The 24,221-nt window shown below is 65.8% G+C and carries 21 protein-coding genes; 11 read left to right on the plus strand and 10 right to left on the minus strand.

Going from position 1 to position 24,221, the window contains the following annotated elements; translation table 11 throughout:
• Positions 1-6: 6 nt before the first annotated feature.
• The 5 genes from ACSFA8_RS16050 to ACSFA8_RS16070 all read right to left on the minus strand — a co-directional run bounded on the left by ACSFA8_RS16050 (position 7) and on the right by ACSFA8_RS16070 (position 6,406).
• Complete coding sequence (locus ACSFA8_RS16050; protein ID WP_286539070.1) at positions 7-936, minus strand: branched-chain amino acid ABC transporter permease; 930 nt, start codon at positions 934-936, stop codon at positions 7-9.
• 242 nt (positions 937-1,178) lie between these two features.
• On the minus strand, positions 1,179-2,471 hold the full coding sequence (locus tag ACSFA8_RS16055) for a replication-associated recombination protein A (RefSeq protein WP_435480504.1): 1,293 nt from the start codon (positions 2,469-2,471) through the stop codon (positions 1,179-1,181).
• An 86-nt stretch (positions 2,472-2,557) separates the two neighbouring features.
• Positions 2,558-3,193: an outer membrane lipoprotein periplasmic chaperone LolA gene (gene lolA, locus ACSFA8_RS16060; RefSeq protein WP_435480505.1), complete on the minus strand. Its 636-nt coding sequence runs from the start codon at positions 3,191-3,193 to the stop codon at positions 2,558-2,560.
• Positions 3,194-3,210: 17 nt separating this feature from the next.
• A complete protein-coding gene (locus ACSFA8_RS16065) occupies positions 3,211-5,601 on the minus strand; it encodes a DNA translocase FtsK (protein WP_435480506.1) in 2,391 nt (796 codons plus the stop codon).
• 130 nt (positions 5,602-5,731) lie between these two features.
• Positions 5,732-6,406 carry a Crp/Fnr family transcriptional regulator gene (locus tag ACSFA8_RS16070; RefSeq protein WP_435480507.1) on the minus strand — a complete coding sequence of 225 codons (675 nt, stop codon included), beginning with the start codon at positions 6,404-6,406 and terminating at the stop codon, positions 5,732-5,734.
• A 161-nt stretch (positions 6,407-6,567) separates the two neighbouring features.
• Here ACSFA8_RS16070 and trxB point away from each other — a divergent pair, with 161 nt between their 5' ends.
• The 3 genes from trxB to rpmG all read left to right on the plus strand — a co-directional run bounded on the left by trxB (position 6,568) and on the right by rpmG (position 8,103).
• Positions 6,568-7,518 carry a thioredoxin-disulfide reductase gene (trxB, locus tag ACSFA8_RS16075; RefSeq protein ID WP_435480508.1) on the plus strand — a complete coding sequence of 317 codons (951 nt, stop codon included), beginning with the start codon at positions 6,568-6,570 and terminating at the stop codon, positions 7,516-7,518.
• Between the two features lie 166 nt (positions 7,519-7,684).
• The gene (rpmB, locus tag ACSFA8_RS16080) at positions 7,685-7,918 is read left to right on the plus strand and encodes a 50S ribosomal protein L28 (RefSeq protein WP_028251282.1); all 234 of its coding nucleotides are present in this window, start codon (positions 7,685-7,687) and stop codon (positions 7,916-7,918) included.
• 11 nt (positions 7,919-7,929) lie between these two features.
• Positions 7,930-8,103 (plus strand): 50S ribosomal protein L33, encoded by a 174-nt coding sequence (rpmG, locus tag ACSFA8_RS16085; RefSeq protein ID WP_007830291.1) that lies wholly within the window; start codon positions 7,930-7,932, stop codon positions 8,101-8,103.
• 177 nt (positions 8,104-8,280) lie between these two features.
• On the opposite strand, the gene ACSFA8_RS16090 is transcribed toward rpmG, so the two are convergent.
• The 3 genes from ACSFA8_RS16090 to ACSFA8_RS16100 all read right to left on the minus strand — a co-directional run bounded on the left by ACSFA8_RS16090 (position 8,281) and on the right by ACSFA8_RS16100 (position 12,792).
• Positions 8,281-9,495, minus strand: coding sequence for a DesA family fatty acid desaturase (locus ACSFA8_RS16090; RefSeq protein ID WP_435480509.1), 1,215 nt, complete (start codon positions 9,493-9,495; stop codon positions 8,281-8,283).
• A 130-nt stretch (positions 9,496-9,625) separates the two neighbouring features.
• Positions 9,626-10,897, minus strand: coding sequence for an RsmB/NOP family class I SAM-dependent RNA methyltransferase (locus ACSFA8_RS16095; protein ID WP_435480510.1), 1,272 nt, complete (start codon positions 10,895-10,897; stop codon positions 9,626-9,628).
• A 38-nt stretch (positions 10,898-10,935) separates the two neighbouring features.
• A complete protein-coding gene (locus ACSFA8_RS16100; protein ID WP_435480511.1) occupies positions 10,936-12,792 on the minus strand; it encodes a M48 family metalloprotease in 1,857 nt (618 codons plus the stop codon).
• A 36-nt stretch (positions 12,793-12,828) separates the two neighbouring features.
• Here ACSFA8_RS16100 and ACSFA8_RS16105 point away from each other — a divergent pair, with 36 nt between their 5' ends.
• Positions 12,829-13,065, plus strand: a complete 237-nt coding sequence (locus ACSFA8_RS16105) for a DUF1653 domain-containing protein (protein ID WP_435480512.1) — start codon at positions 12,829-12,831, stop codon at positions 13,063-13,065.
• 115 nt (positions 13,066-13,180) lie between these two features.
• On the opposite strand, the gene purN is transcribed toward ACSFA8_RS16105, so the two are convergent.
• Complete coding sequence (gene purN / locus ACSFA8_RS16110; protein WP_435480513.1) at positions 13,181-13,765, minus strand: phosphoribosylglycinamide formyltransferase; 585 nt, start codon at positions 13,763-13,765, stop codon at positions 13,181-13,183.
• Positions 13,766-13,895: 130 nt separating this feature from the next.
• On the opposite strand from purN, the gene ACSFA8_RS16115 reads away from it, so the two are divergent.
• The 3 genes from ACSFA8_RS16115 to ACSFA8_RS16125 all read left to right on the plus strand — a co-directional run bounded on the left by ACSFA8_RS16115 (position 13,896) and on the right by ACSFA8_RS16125 (position 17,749).
• On the plus strand, positions 13,896-15,077 hold the full coding sequence (locus ACSFA8_RS16115) for an acyl-CoA dehydrogenase family protein (RefSeq protein ID WP_435480514.1): 1,182 nt from the start codon (positions 13,896-13,898) through the stop codon (positions 15,075-15,077).
• A gap of 94 nt (positions 15,078-15,171) precedes the next feature.
• Positions 15,172-16,287, plus strand: a complete 1,116-nt coding sequence (locus ACSFA8_RS16120) for an acyl-CoA dehydrogenase family protein (protein ID WP_435480515.1) — start codon at positions 15,172-15,174, stop codon at positions 16,285-16,287.
• 82 nt (positions 16,288-16,369) lie between these two features.
• Complete coding sequence (locus ACSFA8_RS16125) at positions 16,370-17,749, plus strand: alpha/beta fold hydrolase (RefSeq protein WP_435480516.1); 1,380 nt, start codon at positions 16,370-16,372, stop codon at positions 17,747-17,749.
• 9 nt (positions 17,750-17,758) lie between these two features.
• Here ACSFA8_RS16125 and ACSFA8_RS16130 read toward each other — a convergent pair whose 3' ends face one another.
• Complete coding sequence (locus ACSFA8_RS16130; protein ID WP_286539086.1) at positions 17,759-18,316, minus strand: HNH endonuclease; 558 nt, start codon at positions 18,314-18,316, stop codon at positions 17,759-17,761.
• Between the two features lie 168 nt (positions 18,317-18,484).
• Here ACSFA8_RS16130 and ACSFA8_RS16135 point away from each other — a divergent pair, with 168 nt between their 5' ends.
• The 4 genes from ACSFA8_RS16135 (at position 18,485) to ACSFA8_RS16150 (ending at position 24,181) form a co-directional block, all read left to right on the plus strand.
• Entirely contained in the window at positions 18,485-19,510 is a 1,026-nt protein-coding gene (locus tag ACSFA8_RS16135) for a bifunctional riboflavin kinase/FAD synthetase (RefSeq protein ID WP_435480517.1), read from the plus strand.
• 168 nt (positions 19,511-19,678) lie between these two features.
• On the plus strand, positions 19,679-22,531 hold the full coding sequence (gene ileS, locus ACSFA8_RS16140; RefSeq protein ID WP_435480518.1) for an isoleucine--tRNA ligase: 2,853 nt from the start codon (positions 19,679-19,681) through the stop codon (positions 22,529-22,531).
• Entirely contained in the window at positions 22,531-23,040 is a 510-nt protein-coding gene (gene lspA, locus ACSFA8_RS16145) for a signal peptidase II (protein WP_435480519.1), read from the plus strand. The genes ileS and lspA overlap by 1 nt, the downstream gene beginning before the upstream one ends.
• A gap of 133 nt (positions 23,041-23,173) precedes the next feature.
• Complete coding sequence (locus tag ACSFA8_RS16150; RefSeq protein WP_435480520.1) at positions 23,174-24,181, plus strand: LacI family DNA-binding transcriptional regulator; 1,008 nt, start codon at positions 23,174-23,176, stop codon at positions 24,179-24,181.
• Positions 24,182-24,221 lie beyond the last annotated feature (40 nt).

The raw sequence follows: 24,221 nt of genomic DNA on the forward strand, positions 1-24,221 counted from the left end.
GCTCCTTCAGGCACGGTCCGCCACGCGCTCGCCGAGCAGGCCGGACGGCCGCACCGTGAGCGTGAGGATCAGGATGACGAAGGCAAAGATGTCGCTGTGCTGGCTGCCCAGCACGCCGCCGGTGACGGTGCCGAGGTAGCCGGCGCCGATCGCTTCGATCAGCCCGAGCAGGATGCCGCCAACGACCGCGCCGGCCAGGTTGCCGATGCCGCCGAACACCGCGGCCGTGAAGGCCTTGAGACCGGGGCCGAAGCCCATCGCGTGCTGCGCGATGCCGTAGTTGGAGGCGTACATCACGCCGGCGATGGCCGCCAGCACGGCGCCGATGATGAAGGTGGCCGAGATCACCATGTCGGGCCGGATGCCCATGAGCGAGGCGACGCGCGGGTTCTCTGCCGTGGCCCGCATCGCGCGGCCGAGCTTGGTGTAGTTGACCAGCCAGGTGAGGATGGCGAGCGAGATGGCGGTGACCACGAGGATCATGATCTGCGTCGGCGAAATCGCGGCGCCGCCGACGATGATCGATTCGCTCGGCAGCAAGGTCGGATAGGCCTTGTTGGTCGGGCGCCAGATGATCATGGCCAGTGTCTGCAGCAGGATCGACATGCCGATGGCCGTGATAAGCGGCGCCAGCTTGGGGCTGTTGCGCAGCGGCCGGTAGGCCACTTTTTCGATCACGAAATTGAGCGTGGCAGCGACCACGCAGGCAATGATCAGCGCGATCAGCAGGATCAGCCAGCCCGGCGTGCCGGGCATCCCTTCCTTCATGAGGCCGATGATGGTCCAGCTCGTCAGAGCGCCCACCATCAGCACTTCGCCGTGTGCAAAGTTGATCAGGTTGATGATGCCGTACACCATGGTGTAGCCCAAGGCTATCAAGGCATACATGCTGCCGAGAACCAGACCGTTGATGATCTGCTGCAGCAATATTTCCATAGAGAGATCCCCCGTTTGATGCACCGATGCTGGTGCAGTTCGCCGTCCACGGCACCGATCCGGTGCCATGCATCTGACTAGCAAAAAGTCAGCCAACCAAGGGGGTTGGCCAATGAGTGGGCGGGATTGTAGTCACGGGCCTTCACCGAATCGGTGCGCGCTTACCCGGGTTTACCCGTTCTGTCTCATGCTGTTTTTGCTTGCGCCCATGCACGGCATGAGCGCGGGCTGCACCCAGGCATTCAATCGCCGTCTTTTTTGTTCAGGCGACGCAGCTCGCGCAGCTTTTCGGCAATGCGGATTTCGAGGCCGCGTTCGACCGGCTCATAGAAGCGCTGCGCTTCCAGCCCGTCGGGCAGGTAGCGCTCGCCGGCCGCGAAGCCGCCCTCCTCGTCGTGCGCGTAGCGGTAGCCACGGCCGTAGTCGAGCTCCTTCATGAGCTTCGTCGGTGCATTGCGCAGGTGCATGGGCACCGGCCGCGTGCCGTCTTTCTTGATCAGCGCGCGCACGTCGTTGTAGGCCTTGTAGACCGCGTTCGACTTGGGTGCCATCGCAAGGTAGATCACGCACTCGGCCAGCGCCAGCTCGCCCTCGGGCGTGCCGAGCCGCTCGTACACCTCGGCGGCATCGAGGGCGAGCCGCAGGGCGCGCGGGTCGGCCAGGCCGATGTCCTCGCTGGCCATGCGCACCAGCCGGCGCGCCATGTAGCGCGGATCGGCGCCGCCATCGAGCATGCGCACGAACCAGTAGAGCGACGCGTCGGGGTCGCTGCCGCGCACCGATTTGTGCAGGGCGCTGATGGTGTCGTAGAACTGCTCGCCGCCCTTGTCGTAGCGGCGCATGCGCTCACCGAGCACGCGCAGCAGCCACTCGTCGTTGATCTCGGCGAGCTTTTCGGCGGACGCCGCGACGGCCAGGGTTTCGAGCGTGTTGAGCAGACGGCGCGCATCGCCGTCGGCATAGGCCACCAGCCGGTCGACCGCCGTGCCGGCGATGGCGGGCACTGCGTTGATGCCTTGCGCGCGCGTGACGATCTGCCGGAGGTCGTCTTCGTTGAGCGGCTGCAGCACATACACCGCGGCGCGCGACAACAGCGCCGAATTGACTTCGAACGAAGGGTTCTCGGTGGTCGCGCCGATGAAGGTGAAAAGGCCCGATTCCACGTGCGGCAGGAACGCGTCCTGCTGGCTTTTGTTGAAGCGGTGCACTTCATCGACGAAGACGATGGTGCGGCGCTGCTCCAGGCCGTCGCGCGCAGCGGTGGCACGCTCCACGGCGTCGCGGATGTCTTTCACCCCGCCGAGCACCGCGCTGATGCTGAGGAACTGCGCGTCGAAGGCATCGGCCATGAGCCGCGCGATCGTGGTCTTGCCGGTGCCCGGTGGCCCCCAGAGGATGCAGGAATGCGGCTGACCCGATTCGAATGCAATGCGCAGCGACATGCCCGGCCCCAGCAGGTGCTGCTGCCCGATCACCTCGCCCAGCGTGCGGGGGCGGAGGCGTTCGGCAAGCGGCTGGTGCGGGGTGGAAGCCATCGATCGGAAAAGTTACAAGGCAAAAGTGGGTGCGGCGCCCGTACCACCTGCGTGAGAAGCTATCTTTCTGACAGCTCCTGCGGTGCTTACTGCTTGAGCACGTCGGCACCCGCAGGCGCCTTGAAGACGAAGGTGCTGGCGCCGAGCGCGGGGTTGACCTCGACCTTGCCGAACTTGAGCACGGAGCGCTGGCCGAAGCTGTCGAGAATTTCGAGCGCGGCCAGGCCTTCGCCCTGAAAACCGACCAGCACGCTTTGCAACTGGCCATCCTTGTTCTTCGGCGTGGCCTTGACCCACTCGATGCCGTCACGCGCAGGGGCGCCTTCCAGCGCGAAGTCGGCCTGCAACGCGCGCAGGTCGGGCGCCGCCGCGATCAGCGCAGCAGGCGTCGAGCCGAGCGCCTGTGCCTGGGCCCGTTGCGTGACCTGGTTCAGGTCGGAGTCGTAGAGCCACAGCGTCTTGCCGTCCGCCACGATGGTCTGCGCAAAGGGCTTCTGGTAGTCGAACTTGAATTTTCCGGGCCGCTGGAATTCGAAGGTGCCGGTCGAGGTCTTGACGCGCGAAGGCTGGCCATCCTTCGAAGGCGCGGTCACGGTCTGGGTGAAATCGGCGCGGCCGGACTTCACGTTCTTGACGAAAGCTTCAAGGCTTTCCATGCCGCCGGCCCAGGCGCCGCCGGCTGCCAGCACCCACACCATCGCGACCACAAACTGCTTCTTCATTCAGGTTCCCTTTTCGATCACTCGGCGCGCGCGGGCACCAGGATCTCGCGCTGGCCGCTGCCACTCATGGCACTGACCAGCCCGGCTTTTTCCATGTCTTCGACCAGCCGCGCGGCGCGGTTGTAGCCGATCTTCAGGTGGCGCTGCACCAGCGAAATGCTGGCCTTGCGGTTCTTGAGCACGACTTCGACCGCCTGGTCGTACATCGGGTCTTTCTCCGCGTCGCTGCCGCCTTCACCCATCAGATCGCCTTCGCCGTCGACGGTTCCGCCTTCCAGCACACCGTCGATGTAGTCGGGCGCGCCCTGGCTCTTCAGGTAGGCCACCACGCGGTGCACTTCCTCGTCGCTCACGAACGCACCATGCACGCGAATTGGCAACCCTGTACCACTCGGCATGTAAAGCATGTCGCCCATGCCGAGCAGTGCCTCGGCGCCCATCTGGTCGAGGATGGTGCGCGAGTCGATCTTGCTGGACACCTGGAATGCGATACGGGTCGGGATGTTGGCCTTGATCAGGCCGGTGATCACATCGACGCTCGGGCGCTGCGTTGCCAGGATCAGGTGGATGCCGGCGGCGCGCGCCTTCTGCGCCAGGCGGGCGATCAGTTCTTCGATCTTCTTGCCGACCACCATCATCAGGTCGGCCAGTTCGTCGATCACCACCACGATATGTGGCTCGCGCTGCAGCGGCTCGGGCGAATCGGGCGTCAGGCTGAACGGGTTGTAGACAAACTCTTCGCGCGCCTTGGCTTCGTCGATCTTGGTGTTGTAGCCGGCCAGGTTGCGCACGCCGAGCTTGCTCATGAGCTTGTAGCGGCGCTCCATTTCGGCCACGCACCAGTTGAGGCCATGCGCGGCCTGGCGCATGTCGGTGACCACCGGTGCCAGCAGGTGCGGGATGCCTTCGTAGACCGACATCTCGAGCATCTTCGGGTCGATCATGAGCAGGCGCACATCGCGCGCCTCGGCCTTGTAGAGCAGGCTCAGGATCATCGCGTTGATGCCGACCGACTTGCCCGAACCGGTGGTGCCGGCGACCAGCACGTGCGGCATCTTGGCCAGGTCGGCCACGATCGGATTGCCGATGATGTCCTTGCCCAGGCCCATCGTGAGCATCGACTTGCCCTCGTTGTAGACCTGCGAGCCAAGGATCTCGCTCAGCTTGATCGACTGCCGCTTGGCGTTCGGCAGTTCGAGCGCCATGTAGTTCTTGCCGGGGATGGTTTCAACCACGCGGATCGACACCAGCGAGAGCGAGCGCGCCAGATCCTTGGCCAGCCCGACTATCTGCGAACCCTTGACGCCGGTGGCGGGTTCGATTTCGTAGCGCGTGATCACTGGGCCCGGCGACGCCAGCACCACACGCACTTCGACGCCGAAGTCCTTGAGCTTCTTCTCGATCATGCGCGAGGTCATCTCGAGCGTGTCGGGCGACACGGTTTCCTGCCGCACCTGCGCCGCGTCGAGCAAATCGACCTGCGGCAGCTTGCTGTCGGGCAGCTCGCGGAAAAGCGGCTTCTGGCGCTCCTTGGCGACGCGATCGCTCTTGGGCACCTCGGTCATGGCCGGCTCGATCTGCACTGGCGGCGAGGCCGGGCGCCGCTTCGGGCGCGGATCGATGCGCAGTTCCTCGTCGGGCGCCTCGACGCCATCGGGTTGCAATTCGCGCTCGTCGGAGGCGAGCTCTCGCCGCTCGCGCACCGCTTTCTTGCCGAGCGCGATGTCTTCGGCGATCTCGCGCTTCTCGCGGCGCAGCTCGAACAGCGAATAGACGCGTGCGCCGATCCGCTCGGCCAGGTGCGTCCAAGAAAAACGGAACACCAGCGCCGAGCCAATCACACCGGCCGCGATGGCGATCAGCGCCGAGCCGGTGAAGCCGATCCACTTGACGCTCAGCGGCCCGACGAAATACCCAAGCACGCCGCCGCCGTGGCCCGGCAGCCGGAACTCGAGGCGGTAGAGACGCGACCATTCGAGCATGGCGCTGGCCGCCAGCAGCAGCAGCAGGCCGAACCAGAACGCGAGACGGCTGCGATTGAAGCGGCCCGGCGGCGGCACGTCGACCGGTGCAGCGTCGCCGCCACGCAGCCAGCCGGCCAGCGACGAAAGCCAGACGCGCACCCCTGCGGCAAAGCACCACCAGACCGAGTAGCCGGCCAGGAAATAGCTGCCGTCGGCGATCCATGCGCCGAGGCGTCCGCCCCAGTTCTTGACTTCGCCACCCGTGCCCGACGTGGACCATGCGGCGTCCGAGGGCGTGTAGCTGAACATCGAGAGCAGCCAGAACAGCAACACGGCGAAGCCGGCGATCAGCGTGATCTCGTGCGCGAAGCGCATTGCCCGCAGGCGCACAGGCTGGCCGTCGGCCACCGTGGAGGATTGGAGGGTATTGAGCGAATAGGTCATGGAAAGCAAAGCCGCCATCGCGCACCAACGTGCGGGCAGCGCTCAGTCACATTAACGGAAACAGGCGCGGCCGCGTTGTCAGCGCCGCGGACAGACAGTCGGGCACGCGGGGACGCGGCCGGCCGAACCATCAGGTGAGCGATGAGAGCCGATCCTTGACGATCATCGAGCCGTCGGCCTGCGTCTGGACGAAGCCACGCTCCTCGAGATCCTTCATGACCCGGCTCACCATCTCGCGGGAGGCACCGACCATCTTGGCCAGATCCTGGCGCGAGATCTTGTCGCGCACCTTGAGATTGCCGGCGCCATCGTCCACGGCAAATTCGAGCAACGAGCGCGCAACGCGGCCGTAGACATCCATCAACGCGAGCGATTCGATCTTGCGATCCGCGTGCCGAAGACGCTGCACCAGGCCGCGCATGATGTTGTGCGCCATCGACGAGTTCTCAGGCAGGCAGCGCGAAAAGGCTTCGCGGCCCAGCGTCAGCACGTCGGTCTGAAGCTCGGTGCGCACCGTTGCCGAGTGGGGTTCGTCGTCGATCAGGCTCATCTCGCCGATGTAGTCGCCCGGCTGCAGCGTGGCAAGGATCACCTCGCGGCCGCGGCTGTCGGTGCTCATCACGCGTGCGCGCCCGGTCAGGATGATGTAGAGCGCGTCGGACTTCTTGCCTTGTTCGACCACGACTTCGGCGCGCTTGAAGCGCTTCTTGACGATCGCGTCGGCAATACTCGCCGACTGCGTGGGCGTCAGTGCGGCGAACAACGGCACGCGCCGCAGCAGTTCAAGGTTCGAAAGCATTGACATTCATCATCCCCGGAAGTCGCTCGAAGTTGAAAACCAATGGATTCATACAATCTCGCGCATTGAAAACACCACCACGTCCGGTTTGAACCGAACGGTGATACTCCTGCTATCACCCTCGAAAATGTACACGCTGAGGCGGTGCAACCCATAGGCTTTCTACCATGTCATCGACCCAACACGCCAAGGTTTTGATCCTTGGCTCCGGCCCCGCCGGCTACACGGCGGCCGTCTACGCGGCCCGCGCCAACCTCCAACCCCTTCTCATCACCGGCATGGCTCAAGGCGGCCAGCTCATGACGACGACCGAAGTCGACAACTGGCCGGCCGATGTGCAAGGCGTGCAGGGGCCCGAACTCATGCAGCGTTTTCTGGAACATGCCGAGCGCTTCAAGACGCAGATCGTGTTCGACCACATCGACAAGGTCGACTTCAGCAAGCGCCCCTTCACACTGAGCGGCGACAGCGGCACCTACACCTGCGATGCACTCATCATCGCGACCGGCGCCTCGGCCAAATACCTGGGCCTGCCGTCCGAGCAGACCTTCATGGGCCGCGGGGTCTCGGGCTGTGCCACCTGCGATGGCTTTTTCTACCGCGACCAGGAAGTTTGCGTGGTCGGTGGCGGCAACACGGCCGTTGAAGAAGCGCTCTATCTCTCGAACATCGCGCGCAAGGTCACGCTGGTGCACCGGCGCGACAAGTTCAAGGCCGAGCCGATCCTGGTCGACAAGCTCAACGAGAAAGCGGCCGAAGGCAAGATCGAACTCAAGGTGCACAACACGCTGGAAGAAGTTCTGGGCGACGCCACGGGTGTCACGGGCATCCGGCTGAAGAGCACGCTGACCGGCGCCACCGAAGACATCGCCCTCAAGGGCTGCTTCATCGCGATCGGCCACCATCCGAACACCGACATCTTCGAAGGCCAGCTCGACATGAAGGGCGGCTACATCATCACGCGCTCGGGCCTACAGGGCTTTGCGACCATGACCAGCGTGCCCGGCGTCTTCGCCGCCGGCGACGTGCAGGACAACATCTATCGCCAGGCGATCACCAGCGCGGGCACCGGCTGCATGGCGGCGCTCGACGCGCAGCGCTTCCTTGAACAGGAATAAGCTGCAACCCGGCCGGCCCGGGCTATAATCCTAGGCTTTGCCGAATTCGGCCGGGGTACCGCCACCCGTTTCTGGCGAGGTCAAGCTGCAAAACACCCCGCGACACTCCTGTCGCGAAGGCCTCCGGGCCTATCGGGTGCCGGCTGTTTATGAAAGAAGTGTCCACATGGCACGCGTATGTGAAGTCACGGGCAAAGGCCCGATGGTCGGGAACAATGTTTCCCACGCCAACAACAAAACCAAGCGCCGGTTCCTGCCGAACCTGCAATACCGTCGTTTCTGGGTCGAAACAGAAAACCGTTGGGTGCGTCTGCGCGTTTCGAGCGCCGCCCTGCGCCTGATCGACAAGAACGGCATCGACGCCGTGCTCGCAGACCTGCGCGCACGCGGCCAAGCTTAAGGAGCTGAATCATGGCAACGAGCAAAGGCGGACGCGAAAAGATCAAGCTGGAATCCACCGCGGGTACCGGCCACTTCTACACGACCAGCAAGAACAAGAAGACGATGCCTGAAAAGATGTCGATCATGAAGTTCGACCCGAAGGCGCGCAAGCACGTCGAATACAAGGAAATCAAGCTGAAGTAATTCAGCGCGATCCATAAAAAAACCCGCTGCGATCCAGCGGGTTTTTTGTTGGCGAGGATTTTGTTGGTGGAACACCGCGGAACCGGCTTCGCCGGACCGCCGGTGTTACCCCGGGTAGGGGGTGGGCGCCCGACACGAAGTGCGGGCAACCTGGGCGCGAGCGTGCGTTGTGTGCGATTAGCCTCGTGCAGCCCGCAGGCGGATCGAGAATTCGCGCAGCGCCGAGATACCACTCGCCTCGGCGCGATGGCACCAGGCGGCCAGATCGGCAGCCAGTTGCTCGCGCGATTGCGAAGTGTTGAGCCAGAGCTGACGCAGCTCTTCGCGCATCGTGACCATCTTGTCGAGCACCGGATGGGCCTGGCGAGCCTGAACCAGGCTCGGACGGGCAGCCGCAGGCACCTTGTCGTCGTCGCGGTGCAGCCAGCGATTGGCGGACTTCAGCACCGACAGATCGGCACCCTTTGCCTTGAGCAGCGCCAGTTCGCCCTTGGCGGTGCGGCGCATTTCGCGCGCGTAACCGGCCATCACTTCGTAGCGGTTCGCGATGACTGCTTCCAGCGTTTTCTGGTCGGCCACCGGCTGGATGTCGCCCATCTGCATCTTCGGCGGCACCTTCTTGACCTTGGCCCAGCCGATTTTCTGCATCATCTGGATGTAGACCCAGCCGATGTCGAACTCGTACTTCTTGACCGAGAACTTGGCCGACGTCGGGTAGGTGTGATGGTTGTTGTGCAACTCTTCACCGCCAATGATCAGGCCCCAGGGAGAAACATTGCGGCTCGCATCCGGCGCTTCGAAGTTGCGGTAGCCCCAGTAGTGGCCGATGCCGTTGATGATGCCGGCAGCCGTGATCGGGATCCAGAGCATCTGGACCGCCCACACGGCCATGCCGAGTGCGCCGAACAGGGCCAGGTTGATTACCAGCATCACGCCCACGCCTTGCCAGCTGTAGCGGGTATACAGGTTGCGCTCGATCCAGTCGTCGGGCGTACCGTGCCCGTAGCGCTCCATCGTTTCCTTGTTCTTCGACTCGGCGCGGTACAGCTCGGCGCCGCGCCAAAGCACTTCATCGATGCCCTTGACTTGCGGGCTGTGCGGGTCTTCTTCGGTTTCGCACTTGGCGTGGTGCTTGCGGTGGATGGCCACCCATTCCTTGGTCACCATGCCGGTGCCGAGCCACAGCCAGAAGCGGAAGAAATGCGACGGGATCGCCCCGAGATCCATGGCCCGGTGCGTTTGCGTGCGGTGCAGGAAAATCGTGACCGCGGCGATCGTGATGTGCGTGGTGACGAGCGTGTACAACACGACCTGCCACCAGGTGAGATCCCACAAGCCGTGTCCGAGCCAGTCGATGGCCGCATTCAGAACGGTAGAGTCAGGAAGAAACATTGAGTCAGGTACTCCATGGCCGCACGAAGGTGCAGCCTTCAGGTAACCTCCAATTTTAAGGGTTCGACCCCGAAAAGGGGGCTAAATCCTTGATAGATCGCAAGTTTTCCTGTTCTTTGGAGCCTTCCACCTACACACGGTTCCAAATGGCGGCAAAGAAACCGTCGGTGGCGTGTCGGTGCGGCCAGAGACGCAGGTAGCGCGCGCCACCCTCGCCACCGACGCACAGATCCGGCGCACCCTCGACCTTGAGGCCGGCCAGCAGTTCGCCGGCCTGCTGCGGCACGAAATCGGGATGGGCGGCCGAAAAGGCCTCGGCGATAGCCTCGTTCTCTTCCGGCAATACGCTGCAGGTGGCGTAAACCAGCCGGCCGCCGGGCTTCACCAGCCGCGCCGCGCTCTGCAGGATTGCCGTTTGGGTGACGGTCAGTTCCTGCACGGATTGGGGCGACTGGCGCCATTTGAGATCCGGATTGCGCCGCAGCGTACCCAGGCCTGAGCAGGGCGCGTCGACCAGCACCCGGTCGATCTTGCCGGCCAGCCGCTTGATCCGGTCGTCGCGCTCGTGTGCGATGGCGGCCGGATGCACGTTCGACAGCTTGCTGCGCGCGAGCCGCGGCTTCAGCGCATCGAGTCGATGAGCGGAAGTGTCGAAAGCGTAGAGCCGGCCGGTGTTGCGCATGCTGGCGCCGATGGCCAGCGTCTTGCCGCCCGCCCCGGCGCAAAAGTCGACCACCATCTCGCCGCGCTTGGCATCCAGCAGCAGCGCGAGCAACTGCGACCCCTCGTCCTGCACCTCGACCGCGCCGCGCGCAAATGCGTCGAGCTTGTTGAGGTTCGGCTTGCCGTCGACGCGCAGGCCCCACGGCGAAAACGGCGTCGCCTTGACGGGAATGCCCGCCAGCTTGAGTTCCTTCTGGACGTCGGCGCGCTTCTCGTTCAACGCGTTCACCCGCAGATCCAGCGGTGCCGGCTGCTGCAGGCTTTCGACCAGCGGCCAGAAGCCGGTGCCGAGCTGGGCCTTGAGCGGCGTCACCAGCCACTCGGGCAGGTTGTGGCGATGGCGCTCCAGCAGGTCGGCCTCGTTCACCGCGTCGCAGTTGTCGAGCCAGCGCTTTTCGACATCGTTGAGCGCGCTCTTCAAGAAATCGCGCGGACCGGGAAAGCCCAGAATCGCCATGCGGCGCTCCTTCGAGCCCGTGCCGGAAGGCGACAGGTGGTCGAACAGCAGTTTCTTGCGCAGTACGGCGTAGACGGTCTCGGCCAGCGTGGTGCGCTCGCGCGGGCCGAACTCGCGGTGCTCGCGAAAGAAGCGCGCGACGACCGCATCGGCGGGGTGATCGAATTTCAGGACAAGGCCGACCAGATCGGCGGTCGCCTCCAACAGGGCTTTGGGGTGCATCGGCCGATTGTCCCATTGGCCCACCGGCCGCCGCGGGGTTAGACGCTGCCGCGCGCCCAGGTGATGCCGAAGGTCTGGCGTTCGATTTCTTCCAGCGTGGGCGAGTAGCCGGCCCACAGCACCAGCGCGATGCCCGGCAGGCTGAGCGAGCGTTCCAGCGCGCGGCACAGGTGGTAGCGCTCCTCGTCGTCCAGTTCCGGCAGCTCGATGAAAACGATATAGGCGCGCCGCCAGCGGAACTCGCGCAGGTTCTTGCGCACCAGCCAGGCCCGTGTGGCGGGCTTGCACCGCAGCAGGTCGGCCCGCAACTCGCCCAGCTCGAACTCGCTGAGGTCGTGCCGGCTGATCTGGCTGAAGAACGGCGTGTCGACGATTTCCTCCCAGGCGCGGCGCTCGGCCTCCTCGGCCTCCTTGCGCCGGGCCCGCCAGTGCTTGAGGGCGGCCTCGTCGTAGCTGCCGGCATCGGGGTTTTCAAGCGATTCCACCGCATGCTGGGCTGCCCACCAGCGGCTCGGCGCGTCGGACGCGTGCAGTTGCTCCAGCAGCGCCAGACCGGCCGCGCGCTCGGTCACCGGCAGGGTCTGAACCAGGCCGCGCAGCGCCCCCGCGTGGTCGGGCGTGTGCTTCAGCGCGCGCTCGTAGCGTTCGCGCACCTCGGCGCGGGCATCGAAACGGCGCTCAAGGTCGGCCCACTCCACCATCTCGTTGGCGTTGTGCCGGCCCGCGCTCTCGGCCAGCGCTGCAATGCGCTCGCGCATCCGGCCGAGGTAGGCGTGATGCTGGCGCCAGTCGTCGGCCTGGCGCCGGCGCCATTCCTGGTCGAAATGCGCGACCCATTTTTCGGGGTCGGCCAGCAGGTCGAGCGCCGCGCCGCGGGACCAGCTCGGCAGCGCCGGCTTCTGGTCGAGGGCTTCGAGCCGGTCGCGCAGCACCGGGTGGGTATCGTCGACATCGCTCACCTGGCGCAGCGCGCGGCGCAATGCCTCGCGTGCGAACTCGGGCGTGGGAGGTTCGCGGAACCGCTCGCGCAGCGTGACGAACGGCGCGGCCACCGTGCCTTCGTGCGCGGCGCGCGCCCAGTGGCCGGGCCAGAAGGACTGCGCGTACCAATTGCCCTTGATTGCGATTTCGGTCAGCGCCGCAGCTGCGACGGCGTTGCCGAGCAGCAGGGCCGAGATGCGGTCTGCCTCGTACTCGTCTTGGCGCGCCAGCGCGAAGGTGCGCGCGGCAAAGCGCGGAAAGTACCAGCGGAAGAAGGCTTGCGACACCAGCGCCATCGGCCCTTCGTTGCGCTGCAGGCTGGCATCGAGCCGAAGCCACGACAGGCGAGTGCGGTAGATCCAGGCACTGAGCCGGCCGTGGTTGCCGCGCAGATGACCGTATTCGTGCGCCAGCACCGACAGCAGGCGGCGCCGCTCCAGCGCCATCAGCAGCGGCAGCCCCAGGCTCAGGCAGTTGACTGCGCCGCCGAACAACCCGTAGCGCGGCACCTGCCGGATGCTCGCATTGAACTGGTCGTCGAGGTAAACCTCGTGGATCGGCGGGCCGTCGATCTTCGCGCGAATGCGGTCGAGCGCCTTGAACAGGCCAGGCGCGTCTTCGGGCAGCAACCGCATGCCGTCGGGCGCATCGAAACGCACCCACAACGCCCGCAGCGTGACCCAGAACAGTCCGATCCCGAACAGCAGCGCCCAGACGCGGCCAACCTGAAACCGCCCCTGCCCCAGCGGCGTGAGCCCCCAGACGATCACGGCGAGGGCCAGCAACAGGCATGCAAACACCCAGAGGTAGCCAAGCGCCGCGAACAGGGCCACGCCGCGCCGGTAGCGCGCGCTGTCGTCTGCGCTGGCATGCTCGCTCAGTCGCACCAGATGAATGAAATCTGCCCGATCCACCCCACTCCTTATGGCTTCGTTTTAAGGACACCCTGCATGCAAGACACCGACCTGCCACCGCTGATCGAAACCCCACCCGGCCGCTACCGCCACTACAAGGGCGGCGAGTACGAGGTGATCGGCACCGTGCGCCACAGCGAAACGCTGGAGCCCATGACGCTTTACCGCGCGCTCTATGGCGCGCGGGGCCTCTGGGTTCGGCCCGCCACGATGTTTGGCGAGTCGGTCGTCGTCAATGGCGCTCCGCAGTTGCGCTTCACCAAACTCACATAAGTTGTTTGGTCGCAGAGCTCACCCAGTGGGCACGCTTAGCTATTATTTTTATAGCAAAACGAACGACAGCAACGGAGGGACTTGATGGAATCTTACAAACAAAAGAAACATCTTGTCACACGCCGGCCAGCCATGCCTCGATCGCCTGCGGATAAATCCGGTGCTCCTGCGTCAACACCCGCGCAGCCAGTGTTTCGGCGTTGTCATCAGGCAACACTGGCACCACCGCCTGGGCCAGGATCGGCCCGTGATCGAGCTCGGCCGTGACCTGGTGCACCGTGACGCCGGCCACTCTGCAGCCGGCCTCGAGCGCGCGCCGGTGCGTATGCAAGCCCGGGAAAGCCGGCAGCAGCGAAGGATGGATGTTGACCAGCCGGCCCGCGTAGTGCGCGACGAAGCCCGGCGTGAGGATGCGCATGAAGCCGGCCAGCACCACGAGCGCCGGCGCATGCGCATCGATTTCTGCCGACAACGCGGCATCGAAGGCCTCGCGTGAATCGAACGCCCGGTGGTCGACCACGGCCGTGGCGATGCCGAGCCCTCCGGCGATCTCGAGTCCGCCCGCCCCCGGTCGGTTGCTGACCACAGCCGCCACACGCGCGTCGAAGCGCGCGCCCCAGCGCCCGCGCTCGGCGGCCCGCACGATGGCGGCCATGTTGGAGCCTCCGCCCGAAATCAGGATCACGATGTTCTTGTGCATTGGGCGCGGATTATCGAGGCCGCATGTCACGGCCTCGACACTCCGTTTGCGCACGATCGTGCTAAAACGCGCAGCTGGCACGGAGACAGCCGCCCTTCGGCGGCGCCGCACAGTACACAGCGAGGCACGCATGGATTTGAGCTTCACGCCCGAAGAACAGAAGTTCCGCGAAGAAATTCGCGCCTGGGTCAAGGAAAACCTGCCCCAGGACATCTCGAACAAGGTTCACAACGCGCTCGACCTGACGCGCGACGATCTGCAACGCTGGGCCAAGATCCTCGGCAAGAAGGGTTGGCTCGGCTACGGCTGGCCGGCCCAGTTCGGCGGCCCCGGCTGGACCGCCGTGCAGAAGCATTTGTTCGAAGAAGAAACCGCGCTGGCCGGCGCGCCCCGCATCATTCCGTTCGGCCCCGTCATGGTGGCACCGGTGATCCAGGCCTTCGGCAACGCCGAACAGCAAAAGCGCTTTCTGCCCGGCATCGCGAGCGGTGAGGTCTGGTGGAGCCAGGGCTACAGCGAGCCGGGCTCGGGCTCCGACCTGGCGTCGGTTAAGACCAAGGCCGAGCGCAAGGGAGACAAGTACATCGTCAACGGCCAGAAAACCTGGACCACGCTCGGCCAGTATGGCGACTGGATGTTCAACCTGGTTCGCACCAGCAGCGAAGGCAAGCCGCAAACCGGCATCAGCTTCCTGCTGCTCGACATGAAGTCGCCCGGCGTCACCGTGCGGCCGATCAAGCTGATGGACGGCAGCCACGAGGTGAATGAAGTGTTCTTCGACAACGTCGAAGTGCCGGCCGAGAACCTGATCGGCGAAGAGAACAAGGGCTGGACCTACGCCAAGCACCTGCTCAGCCACGAACGCACCAACATCGCCGACGTGAACCGCGCCAAGCGCGAGCTGGAGCGGCTCAAGCGCATTGCAAAGAGCGAAGGCGTCTGGGACGACCCGCGTTTCCGCGACGAGGTGGCCAAGCTCGAGGTCGACGTGGTCGCGCTCGAGATGATGGTGCTGCGCGTGCTCTCCGCCGCCGTTTCGGGCAAGAACTCGCTCGATGTGGCCGGCCTGCTCAAGATCCGTGGCAGCGAGATCCAGCAGCGCTACAGCGAACTCATGATGCTGGCGGCCGGCCCGTTCGCGCTGCCGCTGATCCGCGAAGCGATGGAAGCCGGCTGGCAGGGCAACTTCCCGGGCGGCCAGGTGTCGCTGGCGCCGCTGGCCTCGACCTTCTTCAACATGCGCAAGACCACCATCTACGGCGGCTCGAACGAAGTGCAACGCAACATCGTCGCGCAAACCGTTCTCGGCTGACGCCGTAGAACGGTCCGCGCGTGGCGCGACAGGACTGCTCCCCCACACCCCCTCCATGAGGGGGCTCCAGTAAGAGCTTCGCTAGGAACGAAAAATGGACTTCAATTTCTCCGACGACCAGGAACAACTGCGCGACGCCGTGCGCAAGTGGGTCGACAAGGGCTACGACTTCGAGCGCCGCCGTGCCACCGAAGCGGCAGGCGGTTTCTCGCGCGCGGCGTGGGACGAACTGGCCGAGCTCGGCCTGGCCGGCCTCTACATCCCGGAAGACGACGGTGGCATGGGCATGGGCCCGGTCGAAGGCATGGTCGTGATGGAAGAGCTGGGCCGTGGCATCGTGCTGGAGCCGCTGGCCCAGGCGCTGATCGCGGGTGGCGTGCTGTCAGGCTATGCCGACGAAGCCATCAAGGAAAACTGGCTGCCGCGCATTGCCGGCGGCCAGGCGCTCGTGGTGCTGGCCTACCAGGAACGCAAGGCGCGCTACAAGCTCGACCACTGTGAAGCGAAGGCGGCTGCAGCCGGCAACGGCTATGCGCTGAACGGCACCAAGAGCATCGTGGCAGCCGGCGACGAAGCCGATGCCTACATCGTGCCGGCACAGCTTGACGGCAAGATCGCGCAGTTCCTGGTCGAGCGCGCGGCCAGCGGCGTCGAAGCGCGCGGCTATGGCATGCAGGACGGCAGCCGCGGCGCCGAGGTCGTGTTCGACAAGGCGGCCGCCAGCCTGATCACGAAAGACGGCCTCGCCGCTCTCGAGCATGCCGTCGACATCGGCATCGCGGCCCTGTGCGCCGAAGCGGTCGGCGTCATGGACAAGACAGTGGCGCTCACGGTCGACTACATGAACCAGCGCAAGCAGTTCGGCGTGACCATCTCGACGTTCCAGGCGCTGCGCCATCGCGTGGCCGACATGAAGATGCAGCTCGAGCTGGCCCGTTCGATGAGCTACTACGCCACGCTCAAGCTCAACGCCCCGGCCGCCGAGCGGCGCCAGGCGATGGCGCGCGCCAAGTACCAACTGGGTACGTCGATGCGCTACGTTGCCGCGAACTCGGTGCAGCTGCACGGCGGTATCGGCGTGACCGACGAATACATCGGTAGCCACTATTTCCGCAAGCTGACGCAGATGGAAATGACCTTCGGCGACTCGCTGCATCACCTCGGCGAAGTGTCGGCGCGCATGAACGACACTGCCGGCGTGTTTGCCTAGCTGTTGCTCGCCCCAGGTTGCGGGCACTTCGTGTCGCTTCGCCGCCCCCTGCCGGGGCGGCGGCTCCATTCAAAGAGACCTTATGCATACTCGCCGCCACCTCCTCCTCTCCGGCATGGCCGCGTCCTTGCTTGCCGCCTGCAGCACCATGTCCACGTCTTCCGAGCGCCCGCCGATCGTCTTCATGCACGGCAATGGCGACTCGGCTGCACTGTGGCAAACCACGATCTGGCGCTTCGAGTCGAACGGCTGGCCGCGCGACCGGCTGTTTGCGCTTGACCAGCCGCTGCCGCTCGCGCGCGACACCGACACGGTGGCCCAGCCGGGCCGCACCTCGACCGCCGAGTCGATGGCGTTCCTGCAGGCCGAAGTCGACCGCGTGCTGAAGGCGACCGGCGCGAGCAAGGTCATCCTGCTGGGCAACTCGCGCGGCGGGAACACCATCCGCAACTATGTGCAGAACGGCGACGGCGCGGGCAAGGTGAGCCATGTCGTGCTCGGCGGCAATCCCGCGCACGGCATCTGGGCGGTGAAGGGCTTCAACGAGCAGAGCGAGTTTTCGGGCTTGTCGAGCTTCATGCAACAGCTCAATGCGCCCAAGGGCCCGAACGGCGACGAGGTCACGCCGGGCGTGCGCTGGCTCACGCTGCGCTCCGACAACAACGACAAGTACGCCCAGCCTGACGGGGTCTGGATCGGCACGCCGGGTAAGCCGACCCACATCGGCTACGACGGCCCGGCGCTCAAGGGCGCCACCAACGTGGTGTTGCCGCGCGCCGACCACCGCGAGACCTCGTTCTCGCCCGCGGCCTTCGCCGCCACCTGGCAGTTCCTGACCGGCAGCGCGCCCGCGACGACCACCGCCACCCCCGAAGCGCGCATCGTGCTCGATGGCCGGCTCACCGGTTTCGGGCTTTCGAGCACCGACCCGGCCAGCGGACAGTTCACCAACAACCTCGCGCTGGTGGGGGCGCAGCTCGCGGTCTACGCAGTCGACCCGACCACCGGTGCGCGCCTTGGCGGCGCGGTGCACCGCAAGACCGTCGCTGCCGACGGACGCTGGGGCCCCTTCACCGCGCAGCCGGGCACGCCCTATGAGTTCGAGATCGCTGCTCCGGGCTATGCCACGACCCACATCTACCGCAGCCCGTTCCCGCGCAGCAGCAGCATCGTCAACCTGCGGCCGGATCGCATCCTGCCGGCGGACAACGATGCCAAGGCCATCGTGATCTTCACGCGGCCACGCGGCTACTTCGACGCCGAGCGCGACACGATGCGCTTCGATGGCCAGCGCGCCTTGCCGGGCGTGCCGCCGAAGGGATCGGGGCTGTCGACTTCGAAGATCAAGCTGGCGAGCGACGCGCAGCGCGCGATCACCGGCGAATTCAATGGCGAGCGCGTCACCGGCCAGACCTGGCCGGCCACGCAGGGCCACATGGCGCTGCTCGAACTGACCTACTGAGCCGTGGCGCTAGCCGTGCAGCCGTGAGCTGTGCGGCAAGTGCGCCATCAGGAACTCCATCTGATCCGCCAGGATGCGGCGGTTGCGCAGAATGAAGTCTTCCCACAGGCTGGGCACATAAGGCGCATAGAGCAGCGGCATGTGGGCCTGTTCGGGCGTGCGGCTGCTCTTGCGATGGTTGCAGGGCTTGCAGGCCGTGACCACGTTCATCCAGGTGTCGATGCCGTTCTGGGCGAACGGAATGATGTGCTCGCGCGTGAGTTCGTCTTCGTGGAAATGGCCGCCGCAATACGCGCAGATGTTGCGGTCGCGGGCGAACAGCTTGCTGTTGGTCAGGCCCGGGCGCTGGTTGAAGGGGTTGATGCGCGGCACGCCCTTGGTGCCGATGATGCTGTTGACCACGATCTGCGACTGCAGACCGGTGGCAGCGTTGTGGCCCCCGCGAAACAGCGCGATCTCGCCCCCGGCTTCCCAGCGCACCTCGTCCGCAGCGTAGTGCGTCACCGCCTGTTCGAGCGAAATCCACGACTGGGGCAACCCCTGGGCTGACAGCTTCAAGACCTTCACCACACGCCTCCAAAAAGAAGAACCACGGAAAGACCAGCGAACCGGCGCAAGGACGGTGCGGCGGGAGCCGCTGTCGTTGCACTGCGTCACAATATACCGGCTTTATGACAAATAGCCTTCCGGCGCCCATCCAGCGGGCGCACGGTGCTATCAAAAAGATAACAACCCATGCAGGTATTCCGCGGGTTCCGGCATCCCGGCATCGCGCCGGCGTGCGCCCTCACCATCGGCAATTTCGACGGCGTCCACCGTGGCCACCAGGCCATGCTGGCCTTGCTGGCAACCGAGGCGCGCCAGCGCGGGCTGCCGAGCTGCGTGCTGACATTCGAGCCGCATCCACGCGACTATTTCGCCGCGCTCGCCAAGCGCCCCGAGCTGGCGCCGGCGCGCATCGGCACGCTGCGCGACAAGCTCACCGCGCTCGCCGCCTGTGGCGTCGACCAGGCGGTAGTGCTGCCCTTCGATGCACGGCTCGCCGCCCAGTCGCCGGACGGGTTCATCCAGCAGGTGCTGGTCGACGGGCTCGGCGCCCGCTATGTGCTGGTGGGCGACGATTTCCGGTTCGGCGCCAAGCGCGCTGGCGACTACGCAATGCTGGACGCGGCCGGCGACAGCCGCGGCTTCGATGTGGCGCGCATGAACAGCTACGAAGTGCACGGCCTGCGCGTGTCGAGTTCGGCGGTGCGCGAGGCGCTCGGCCAGGGCCGCATGGCGGACGCCCAGGCGCTGCTGGGCCGGCCCTACGCCATATCGGGCCACGTGGTGCACGGGCGCAAGCTCGGCCGCGCGCTCGGCGCCTCGGCGCCCGGCCGCGACGACGGCTTTCGCACCCTCAACCTGCGCTTCAAGCACTGGAAGCCGGCGGCCAGCGGCATCTTCGCGGTGCTGGTGCACGGGCTCGCCGATCGGCCGCTGCAAGGCGTCGCCAACCTCGGCGTGCGCCCGTCGCTGGACGCCAACGATGTCAACGCGGGCCGGGTGCTGCTCGAGACGCACTGCCTCGAATGGCCGGCCGGGCTCGGCGGCGAAGGGGCCTACGGTAAAATCGTGCGCGTGGAACTGCTGCACAAACTGCACGACGAATTGCGCTACACCAGCCTCGAAGCCCTGACCTCGGGCATCTCGAAGGATGGCGACGACGCACGCGCATTCTTCGCTTCCACCCATCGCCAGACCACGCGCGACCGAATTTGACACTCGCCCCCAGGCGGCGCGCACTTCGTGTCGCGTCGCCAACCCCCTACCGGGGGCAACACCGGTGGCCCAGCGGAGCCGGTTCCACGGTGTTTCCTGAAAAGATCCCCAAAGTTTCCTGCACTGCAGGTCGCGCCCACATTCACCCGGTTGAGCAACCAAGCCCCTATGTCTGACGCACTCACTTCCGCTGGCACCGACTACCGCGCCACCCTCAACCTGCCCGACACCCCCTTCCCGATGCGCGGCGACATGGCCAAGCGTGAACCGGGCTGGGTGAAAGAGTGGGAAGACGAAGGCCGATACCAGCGTCTGCGCGACGCCCGCGCGGGCGCACCGAAGTTCATCCTGCACGACGGCCCGCCGTACGCCAACGGCCAGATCCACATGGGTCACGCGGTGAACAAGATCCTGAAGGACATGATCACCAAGGCGCGCCAGCTGGAGGGTTTCGACGCGCTCTACGTACCGGGCTGGGACTGCCACGGCCTGCCGATCGAGAACGCGATCGAAAAGAAGTACGGCCGCAACCTGAGCCGCGACGAGATGCAAGCCAAGAGCCGCGCCTACGCAACCGAGCAGATCGCGCAGCAGATGGTCGACTTCCAGCGCCTGGGCGTGCTCGGCGAATGGGATCACCCATACAAGACGATGGACTTCGCCAACGAGGCCGGCGAACTGCGTGCGTTCAAGCGCGTGATCGAGCGCGGCTTTGTCTATCGCGGTCTGAAGCCGGTGTACTGGTGCTTCGACTGCGGCTCCTCGCTCGCCGAGTTCGAGATCGAGTACGCGGACAAGAAGAGCCAGACCCTCGACGTGGCGTTCAAGGCGCACGACCCGGCCCGACTGGCGGCGGCCTTCGATCTGCCTGCGCTGACCAAGGACGCGTTCGCCGTGATCTGGACCACCACCGCGTGGACCATCCCGGCCAACCAGGCGATCAACCTCAACCCGGAGCTCGACTACGCGCTGGTCGACACCCCGCGCGGCCTGCTGGTGCTGGCCGCCTCGCTGGTCGAGATGTGCCTGAACCGCTATGCGCTCGACGGCGAGGTGCTGGCCACGGTCAAGGGCGAGAAGCTCGGCGGCCTCGAGTTCCAGCATCCGCTCTACGACGCAGATGCGGGCTACCGCCGCCTGTCGCCGGTCTACCTGGCCGACTACGCGACCGCCGACGACGGCACCGGCCTGGTTCATTCGTCGCCCGCCTACGGCGTGGACGACTTCAACTCCTGTGTCGCACACGGCGTAGCGATCGATGACATCCTGAACCCGGTTCAGGGCAACGGCTCGTACGCGGCCGACTTCCCCCTGTTCGGCGGCCAGAACATCTGGAAGGCCGTGCCAGTCATCCTCCAGGCGCTGCGCGACGCGAACCGGCTGCTGGCCACCGAAACCATCACCCACAGCTACCCGCACTGCTGGCGCCACAAGACGCCAGTGATCTACCGCGCCGCAGCCCAGTGGTTCGTGCGCATGGACGAGGGCGAAGGCGTGTTCACCAAGGACAAGGCGCCCAAGACGCTGCGCCAGACCGCGCTCGAAGCGATCGAACAAACCAGTTTCTACCCCGAGAACGGCAAGGCGCGGCTGCACGACATGATCGCCAACCGGCCCGACTGGTGCATCAGCCGCCAGCGCAGTTGGGGCGTGCCGATCCCGTTCTTCCTGCACAAGGATTCGGGCGAACTGCACCCGCGCACGATGGAGATCCTCGACCAGGCGGCAACAATCGTCGAACGCGGCGGCATCGAGGCCTGGAGCCGCGTGACGACCGAAGAGATCCTGGGCGCCGCCGACGCGCCCAGCTACACCAAGAGCACCGACATCCTCGAGGTGTGGTTCGACTCGGGCTCGACCTTCTGGCACGTGCTGCGCGGCACGCACTCCCATGTGCACCACGAGGCCGGCCCTGAAGCCGACCTCTACCTCGAAGGCCACGACCAACACCGCGGCTGGTTCCATTCGTCGCTGCTGATCGCCTGTGCGCTGGAGGGCCGCGCCCCGTACAAGGGCCTGCTGACGCACGGCTTCACCATCGACAGCCAGGGCCGCAAGATGAGCAAGTCGCTCGGCAACGGCCTCGACCCGCAGGAGGTCAGCAAGAAGCTGGGCGCCGAGATCATCCGCCTCTGGGTGGCGGCGAGCGACTATTCGGGCGACATCGCGGGCGACGACAAGATCCTCGCGCGCGTGGTCGATGCCTACCGGCGCATCCGCAACACGCTGCGCTTCCTGCTCGCGAACACCAGCGACTTCGACATCCACCGGGATGCGGTGCCGCTCGACCAGCTGCTCGAGATCGACCGGTATGCGCTGGCCCGTGCGGCGCAGTTCCAGGCAGAGGTGCTCGCGCACTACAAGGTCTACGAGTTCCACCCCGTGGTGGCCAAGCTGCAGGTGTACTGCTCGGAAGACCTGGGCGCCTTCTACCTCGACATCCTGAAGGATCGGCTCTACACCACCGCGCCCGGCTCGCATGCGCGCCGCAGCGCACAGACCGCGCTGTGGCACATCACGCAGGCGATGTTGCGCTGGATGGCTCCGTTCCTGAGCTTCACGGCCGAAGAGGCGTGGAAGCTGGTGGGCACCGGCCAGCCGGGCGAGTCGATCTTCACGCAGACCTACAGCCAGTTCGGTGTGCTTGACGACGCGCTGCTGGCCAAGTGGACGCGCATCCGCGAGCTCCGCGACGGCGTCAACAAGGAAATCGAAACGGTGCGCACCGAAGGCAAGGTCGGCTCCTCGCTGCAGGCGAACCTCGCGCTCACGGCCGGCCCGGACGACCATGCACTGCTGGCCAGCCTGGGCGACGACCTGAAGTTCGTGTTCATCACCTCCGCGGTTCAATTGACGGCGGGCGAGAGCCTGTCGATCGCCGTCAAGGCCAGTTCCGATGTGAAGTGCGAGCGCTGCTGGCACTACCGCGCCGACGTGGGCCACGATGCCGCGCACCCCACCATCTGCGGCCGCTGCACCAGCAACCTCCACGGCGCCGGCGAAACTCGGAGCATTGCCTGATGGCCCGCACCGCTGCTTCCACGCCATTCGGCAAGAACACCGGCGTCTGGCCCTGGCTCGGGCTCGCGCTGGTCATTCTGATCATTGACCAATACACCAAGACGCTGATCGTCGGCTACTACCAGTACGGCGGCTTCACCACGGTCACGAGCTTCTTCAACATCGTGCGGGCCCACAACACCGGCGCGGCCTTCTCGTTTCTGGCGGACAGTTCGGGCTGGCAGCGCTGGCTGTTCACCGGCATCGGCGTGGCGGCGGCGGCGTTCATCTTCTGGATGCTGAAAACGCACGCGGGCCAAAAGCTTTTCTCGTTCGCGATGGCCTGCATCCTGGGCGGCGCGATCGGCAACGTGATCGACCGCATGGTGCACGGCTACGTGGTCGACTTCCTGGACTTCCACTGGAAAAACTCGCACTTTCCGGCCTTCAACGTGGCCGACAGCGCGATCACGCTCGGCGCGATCTGCCTGGTGCTGGACGAATTGCGGCGCGTGCGCCGTGCGCGCTGAGCGCCTGCGCGCTGTTCCCGCTTCGGATCTGAAACCGCACCGGCCCGGCCAGGGTTAGTGCGGTTTTTTATCGACCGTCATCACGGCGTCATGGCGCCGCGGTGCAATGTAAACGTTTACATGGCGCCGATCGATGAACATTCAAAACGTTGCCCGCCACGCCGGCGTCTCCATCGCCACGGTGTCGAGGGCCTTCAACTTCCCCGACAAGGTGGCGCCGGCCACCCGCGAGCTGATCGAGCGCGTGGCCAAGGAACTGGGCTACGTGGCGAACACGAACGCGCGCACGCTCCGCACCCAGCGCAGCCGGGTGCTGGGGGTGGTGCTGCCCACCCTGCTGAACCCGACCTTCGCCGAATATCTGCAGGGCGTTGCGCAGGCCGCCGCGGCAGGCGGCTACGCCATCGTTCCGGTCACCACAGGGTACGAGCTCGACCAGGAAGAGCGCGCGGTGAACCAGTTGATCGCGGGCAATGTCGCCGGCATGATCCTGGTCGTCTCCAACCCGTCGAACTCGGCCGCGCTGCAGCGGCTGAACGCTGCGGCCGTGCCCTACGTGCTGGCCTACAACATGCATCCGGCGCACCCTTGCGTGTCGGTCGACAGCGAAGGCGCGTCGGCCGAGGTCGTCGCCCACCTGGTGCGCCTGGGCCACCGGCGCATCGCCATGGTCAGCGGCACGCTGGCCGCGTCGGATCGCGCGCAGCAGCGCTACCGCGGCTATCTCCGGGGCATGGCCGACGCGGGCCTGCGCGCACCGCCGCTGCTCGAGGTGCCCTTCGTCGAAACCGCCGTGGAGGCATTGCGCCACTACCTGCGAAAGACGCCGCGGCCCACCGCCCTCTTCTGCTCGAACGACCTGCTCGCCATCCGCAGCATCCGTGCCGCCCACCAGAGCGGGCTGAGGGTGCCGCAGGATCTGGCGGTCGTCGGCTTCGACGGCATCGCGCTCGGCGAAGACCTGACGCCCGCGCTCAGCACCGTGGCGCAGCCCAACCACGATATCGGCCGCCATGGCGTGGAGTGGCTGCTGCGCTCGCTGGAAGCCGGCACGCCGCTCGCGCCCGAAGCCAGCCTGCGCCTGCCTCACACCTTCCGCGAGGGCGAGTCCTGCGCCGCGGCACCTGCCGACAGCGCCTGACCTGCGTTCTCGATCCTTTCAACCCCTGTCCCACCTCCCA

Origin of the sequence: Variovorax nitratireducens (assembly GCF_051216545.1) — a bacterium.
Taxonomy (GTDB): Bacteria; Pseudomonadota; Gammaproteobacteria; order Burkholderiales; family Burkholderiaceae_C; genus Variovorax.